4 protein-coding genes are annotated in these 2615 nt (G+C 41.7%); all 4 read left to right on the forward strand.

Translation table 11 applies throughout. The features are described 5' to 3' along the window. Positions 1 to 422 (forward strand): type I CRISPR-associated protein Cas7 (locus BUA75_RS15260; RefSeq protein WP_165612057.1); only part of this gene is annotated, 422 nt, incomplete at its 5' end. A gap of 12 nt (positions 423 to 434) precedes the next feature. Continuing rightward, on the forward strand, positions 435 to 1115 hold the full coding sequence (gene cas4, locus BUA75_RS15265; protein WP_072875479.1) for a CRISPR-associated protein Cas4: 681 nt from the start codon (positions 435 to 437) through the stop codon (positions 1113 to 1115). Further along, entirely contained in the window at positions 1112 to 2143 is a 1032-nt protein-coding gene (cas1c, locus tag BUA75_RS15270) for a type I-C CRISPR-associated endonuclease Cas1c (RefSeq protein ID WP_072875481.1), read from the forward strand. The genes cas4 and cas1c overlap by 4 nt, the downstream gene beginning before the upstream one ends. 15 nt (positions 2144 to 2158) lie before the next feature. After that, positions 2159 to 2449 (forward strand): CRISPR-associated endonuclease Cas2, encoded by a 291-nt coding sequence (gene cas2 / locus BUA75_RS15275; protein WP_072875484.1) that lies wholly within the window; start codon positions 2159 to 2161, stop codon positions 2447 to 2449. The last annotated feature ends 166 nt before the right edge of the window (positions 2450 to 2615 follow it).

The following is a 2615-nucleotide window of genomic DNA, read 5'->3' on the forward strand; positions in this document are numbered from 1 at the left end:
GAGCAAAACCTCTGAACATAAAAAGTCCAGAAAACCCTGATAAAACAAGGTTTTTCTGGACTTATGGATACATGGTGATACAACCGGGAATGTTCCCTTATGGACTCTACCGAATGGATGGTTTCATATCTGCACCGCTTGCACAAAAGACCAATTTTAGTGAGGAAGACTTAGAAATCTTATGGACCGCATTGTTAAATATGTTTGATCACGATCGATCTGCATCGCGTGGAAAAATGGCGACGCAGAAATTGATAGTTTTTGAGCACTCGTCATCTTTGGGAAATGCACCGGCACATAAATTGTTTAACTTAGTTAGTGTTAAACGTAAGTCAAACGTCGACATAGCTCGATCTTTCGACGATTATGATGTGACGGTAGGAAGTGTACCAGAAGGAGTGACCCTGATTGAAAAGTTATAGGATGTTCGGGCTATGGAGAAAGAAGAAGACTATCTAACGATCTCAGGTATTCAACATTTCGCCTTTTGCCAGCGACAGTGGGCATTAATCCACATCGAACAACAATGGCAGGAAAATGTGCTAACTACGCAGGGACAACATGTACACGAGCGAGTCCATGATGAAAGATTCGACGAAACGCGTGGTGATCTGCGAATTGTGCGTTCCATACCTATAGTTTCTGAGAAACTGCGGGCACGCGGGATAGCTGATATGGTGGAATTTCGCCGTGCGGAAAAAAGAACGTCTCAAACAATTGTGTTGGATGGACGTGAAGGTTCTTGGACGGTCTGCCCAATTGAGTACAAAAAAGGAAAGCCAAAGTATGATGATAGGGACATTGTTCAACTATGTGCCGAGGCGATGTGCCTAGAGGAAATGCTGAGTGTCGAGATTCCAATTGGATTTCTCTATTACGCCGAGACTCGCAAACGAGAGCGTATTGAACTAACTACAGATTACAGACAGCGAGTTGAAACACTCTATAAAATGATGCATCACTATTATGATGCTGCGATAACACCTAAGGCTATCTATAAATCCCATTGTAAGCAGTGCTCACTTTTGGAACTATGCCAACCTAAATTAAGCACTGTAGGTGCAAAATCGGCTGTTAAATACATTATGAAACACATAGGAAGTGATGAAGAATAAGGCGGTTGCTGAATACACTCTATGTGACTTTGCCGGATGCATATTTGAGGGCGAAAGGTGAGACACTCGTCATAAGTGCGAATGGCGTCAAAGAATTGCAGGTTCCAATATTAAACTTGGAGTCTGTCATCGTGTTCGGCTATAAAGGGGTAAGTCCAGACGCTATGCATCTGTGTATCGAACATAATGTTTCTCTTGTATTCCTAACACCGACTGGACAGTTTAAAGCACGTGTAACAGGTGCGACCAAAGGTAATGTACATTTACGGCGCACTCAATATCGTTGGAGCGACAATGAGGAAAAGTCACTGTTGCTAGCTCAGCGTTTTCTGTATGCTAAGATCTTCAATGCAAAGACATCAATTCAACGTACGCTACGTGATTATCCAGATCGTGTGAATGTTGAGCATCTTACAGCAACAATCACAGAGTTAAATCGACAGTTAGAAGAGGTGCGGAAAAGCAAATCTCTTGATTACCTACGTGGAGTGGAAGGTCTTGCAGCACGATATTATTTTTCCTGCATTCCCGAGCAAGTGTTAGTAAAAAAAGAGTGTTTTCCGTTTGCTGGTAGAGTAAAAAGGCCACCAACTGATCGTGTAAATGCATTGTTATCTTTTCTATACACATTATTGGCAAATGACACAACGCACGCACTCGAATCTGTAGGTTTAGATGCTCAGATCGGATTCTTGCATAGTGATCGTTCGGGTAGAAATAGCCTAGCACTTGATTTGATGGAGGAATTCCGAGTTTATTTGGCTGATCGTACAGCTTTAACATTAATCAATCGCCAGCAAATTTTACCTGACGACTTTATTCAGAAAGAATCGGGTGCCTTTATTTTAAAAGATGATGCACGCAAGACTGTGTTAATGGAATGGCAGCAGCGAAAGCGAGATGAGATTCGCCATCCGTATTTGGATGAAAAGGTACCCGTGGGATTACTGCCGTATACTCAATCAATGCTGCTCTCACGGTATATGCGTGGGGATTTAGATGACTATCCTCCATTCTTCTGGAAGTAGTAGGTGATACGTGTAATGATGGTACTTATTACTTATGATGTTAGTACCAAATCCCAATCTGGACAAAGCAGACTGAGAAATGTAGCAAAATTGTGCGAAAACTATGGACAACGCGTGCAAAACTCAGTATTCGAGTGTTTATTGGATCCCCATCAGTTCGCTCAACTTCAGCATTCACTTAAAATTGCTATTAATCCGGAGACAGATAGCATACGGTTTTACCATTTGGGCTCAAAGTGGCATGGGAAGGTCGAACATGTTGGAGCAAAACAAACGTTTGATCCAGAGGGTTTCCTTTCAATCTAATTACAGCCGCGAACTCTAGGTGTACATGAAAAATCGGAGGGTTCGCAAATGGGACTGTAATTAGGATATTGACTGCCTTAAGAAAAATGTTACTTCTTTTTTAGCGAATTTTATATAAGTTCGCGGAAATCGTATAGAAAACTCAAATTAAATACGTGTTTATTGG

This window comes from Alicyclobacillus tolerans, from assembly GCF_900142255.1.
GTDB classification, from domain to species: Bacteria; Bacillota; Bacilli; order Alicyclobacillales; family Alicyclobacillaceae; genus Alicyclobacillus_I; species Alicyclobacillus_I tolerans.

Bases quoted from the DNA above. Each gene is read 5' to 3' on its own strand.
- cas4 (WP_072875479.1), top strand. From the start codon at position 435: ATGGAGAAAGAAGAAGACTATCTAACGATCTCAGGTATTCAACATTTC.
- cas2 (WP_072875484.1), top strand. From the start codon at position 2,159: ATGATGGTACTTATTACTTATGATGTTAGTACCAAATCCCAATCTGGA.